Genomic DNA, 3492 nt, shown 5'->3' with positions numbered 1-3492 from the left:
GGCGCCCCGCAGACCGTCGCGGACGGCCTCGGCCGGCACGCCGAGGGCGCGGGCCAGGGTGGCGGCGGCGAGGGCGTTGGCGACGACGTGCGCGGGCACCGGGCTGCCGGCGAGCCCGGCGAGGTCCTCCACCCGGGCCAGCTCCGCGGCAGCCGACGCGCGCTCGTCGATGAAGGCACGGTCGACGAGCAGGTCCTCGACGACGCCGACGTCGCCCACGGCGGGCGTGCCGAGGCCGAAGCCGACGGCGCGGCAGCCCTCGACCACGTCGGCCTCTCGGACCATCTGCGTCGTCACCGGGTCGTCGAGGTTGTGCACGCAGGCCACCTGGGTGCGCTCGTACACCTGCGCCTTGGCGTCGCGGTAGGCCTGCTCGCCGCCGTGCCAGTCCAGGTGGTCCGGCGCGAGGTTGAGGCAGACCGACGCGTACGGGGAGACGGTGCGCACCAGGTGCAGCTGGAAGCTCGACAGCTCCACGGCCACGACGTCGTGCCCGGGCGAGCCGTCCGGCGCGGTGTCCCGGACGACGTCGACCAGCGGGGTGCCGATGTTGCCCGCCGTGCGGGCGCGCAGCCCCGAGGCGCGCAGCACGTGGCCGAGCAGCTCGACCGTCGTGGTCTTGCCGTTGGTCCCGGTGACGACCAGCCACGGCGGCCCGGCCGTGCCGCCCTGCAGCCGCCACGCGAGCTCGACCTCGCCCCACACCGTGACCCCGGCCCCCGCCGCGGCGAGCAGGACGGGGTGGTCGGGCCGCCAGCCGGGCGAGGCGACGACGAGGTCCGCCCCCGCGAGCAGGTCCTGTGCCCCCTCGTGGGTGTCGTGCCCGGCGAGCACCCGGGCGCCGAGCAGCTCCAGCAGCCGTGCCCGCTCCGCGGCGGGGCTGCCCTCGGCGGGCACCCGGTCGTCCACGACGGTGACGGCCGCGCCGCGCTCGAGGAGGGCGTCGGCGGCGGAGAACCCGGACAGCCCGAGCCCGGCCACGACGGCCACCAGCCCGGTGAGGTCGCAGGCGAGGCCGTCGACCCGCTCGGCGCCGCGGCGGCCGCCGTCGGGCGCGGGGGCAGCGCCGCCGCTCACGAGCCGGCGACCCACTCGGCGTAGAAGACCCCGAGCCCGGTGCCGACGCACAGCCCGGCGATGATCCAGAACCGGATGACGATGGTCACCTCGTTCCAGCCCTTGAGCTCGAAGTGGTGCTGCAGCGGGGCCATCCGGAACACGCGCTTGCCGGTCATCTTGAAGCCCGCGACCTGGATGATCACCGACGCGGTGATGATGACGAACAGCCCGCCGAGGATGACGAGCAGGAGCTCGGTGCGGGTGGTGATGGCCAGGCCGGCCACGGCCCCGCCGAGGGCGAGCGAGCCGGTGTCGCCCATGAAGATCTTGGCCGGCGAGGCGTTCCACCACAGGAACCCGAAGCAGGCCCCCATGAGGGCGGCCGCCACCACGGCGAGGTCGCGGGGGTCGCGCACCTCGTAGCAGCGCGACGCCGCCTCGGCCAGGCCGCAGGACTGCCCGGACTGCCAGACGCCGATGAGCGTGTACGCCCCGAAGACGAACAGGCTGGCCCCGGTCGCGAGCCCGTCGAGGCCGTCGGTGAGGTTCACGCCGTTGGAGGTCGCGGCGATCATGAGGTAGGCCCAGACGACGAACAGCACCGTGCCGACCACCCCGCCGGCGACGGCGAGGTCGAGGGCCGGGATGTCGCGGATGAACGAGATCTCCGTCGAGGCGGGGGTGCGGCCCTGGCGGTTGGGCAGCTGCAGCGCGAGCACGGCGAAGGTGACCGCGACCAGGGACTGGCCGAGCAGCTTCTGCCACGGCCGGAGCCCCAGGCTGCGCTGGTTGCGGATCTTCGTGGCGTCGTCGGCGAACCCGACCAGGCCGAGCCCGGTCATGAGGAACAGCACGAGCAGCGCCGACCACGACGGCGGCCGCAGCGTGACCAGGTGGGCGAGGGTGTAGCCGACGAGGACGGCGAGGATGACGACGAGCCCGCCCATGGTCGGCGTGCCCCGCTTGGTGTGGTGCGTCGTGGGGCCGTCGTCGCGGATGAACTGGCCGTAGCCCTGGCGGACCAGGAGGCGGATGAACAGCGGGGTGGCCAGCAGGGTGAAGACCAGGCTGGTGCCGGCGGCCACGAGGACGGTCCTCATCGGGGGGGCTCCTCGTCGGGGTGCGCGGTGCGGGGCGGGGCGCCCGGGGGGTCGGCCTGTGCGGCGGCGGGTGAGGCAGGGCTGCCGCCGCGGGCGAGCTCGTCGGCCAGGCGCCACAGGCCCACGGAGTTGCTCGCCTTGAGCAGGACGACGTCACCGGGGCGGAGCTCGTCGGCCAGGAGGCGGCGGGCGGCGTCGATGTCGTCGACGAGCACGGACTCCTCGCCCCAGCTGCCCTCCTGCGTGGCGCCCTGGTCGTAGTGCAGGGCCCCCTGGCCGACGGCGACGAGGCGGTCGATGTTGAGCCGGACCGCGAGGCGGCCGACCCGGTCGTGCTCCACGCGGCTGTGCTCGCCGAGCTCGAGCATCTCGCCGAGGACGGCCCAGGTCCGCCGCGGCGGCCGCGCGGAGCGCCCCATGTGGGCCAGGGCGCGCAGCGCGGCGGCGACCGCCTCGGGCGAGGCGTTGTAGGCGTCGTCGACGACCCGGATGCCGTCGGGCCGGTCGACGACCTCCATCCGGTGGCGGCTGGCCGGGCGGGCCTCGCCGAGCGCCCGGGCGACGACCTCCGGCGGGAGGCCGAGCTCGAGGGCGGCCGCGGCGGCGGCGAGGGCGTTGACCAGGTGCTGCTCCCCGACCAGGCCGAGCCGCACCGGGACCGGTGCCTGCCCGGGCGCGGCGGCGGGGCGGGCGTCGAGCAGGTCGAAGCGGAGCCGGGCGTCGGCGTCGAGGTCGACGTCGAGCGCCCGGACCTGGGTGCCCTCGCCCTCGCCGACGAGCACGGCCGGGGCGGTCGTCCGCGACGCCATCGCGCGCACGACGGGGTCGTCCCCGCCGAGCACGGCGACGGACCCGGGGCGGGAGGCGTCGAGCGCCTCGACGAGCTCGCCCTTGGCCAGGGCGATCGCCTCGCGGCTGCCGAACTCGCCCAGGTGCGCGCTGCCCACGCCGAGGACCACGGCGACGTCGGGGCGGGCGACCTCGCACAGGTGCCGGACGTGCCCGGGGCCCCGGGCACCCATCTCCAGGACGAGCACGCGGGTGGCGGTGCCGGCGCGCAGGACGGTGAGCGGGAGGCCGATCTCGTTGTTGTACGAGCCGTGGGTCGCCACGACGGTGCCCCCGGGCAGGCCCTGGCGGAGCACCTCGGCGAGCAGGTCCTTGGTCGTCGTCTTTCCCGCGCTGCCGGTGATGCCGACCGTCCGCAGCCCGCGCGAGCGCAGGTCCGCGTGGTGGGCGGCGGCCAGCGCCGTGAGCGCCGCGACGCCGTCGCCGACCACGACCACCGGGCCGTCGAGCGGGCCGTCGGGCTCGCGCTCGGCGAGGACGGCCG

Annotated in this window: 3 protein-coding genes; all 3 read right to left on the bottom strand. The window is 76.2% G+C overall.

Annotation, left to right across the window (positions count from 1 at the left end; translation table 11 throughout):
- A partial coding sequence (locus tag WCS02_RS18780; RefSeq protein WP_340295813.1) for a Mur ligase family protein occupies positions 1 to 1077 on the bottom strand: 1077 nt, incomplete at its 3' end.
- Positions 1074 to 2159 (bottom strand): phospho-N-acetylmuramoyl-pentapeptide-transferase, encoded by a 1086-nt coding sequence (gene mraY / locus WCS02_RS18775; protein ID WP_340295812.1) that lies wholly within the window; start codon positions 2157 to 2159, stop codon positions 1074 to 1076. The genes mraY and WCS02_RS18780, both read right to left, overlap by 4 nt.
- Positions 2156 to 3492 (bottom strand): UDP-N-acetylmuramoyl-tripeptide--D-alanyl-D-alanine ligase (locus WCS02_RS18770; protein WP_340295811.1); only part of this gene is annotated, 1337 nt, incomplete at its 5' end. The genes mraY and WCS02_RS18770, both read right to left, overlap by 4 nt.

The sequence above is a fragment of the Aquipuribacter hungaricus genome (genome assembly GCF_037860755.1).
Taxonomy (GTDB): domain Bacteria; phylum Actinomycetota; class Actinomycetes; order Actinomycetales; family JBBAYJ01; genus Aquipuribacter; species Aquipuribacter hungaricus.
This window is presented reverse-complemented; position numbering and strand designations above follow the sequence as displayed.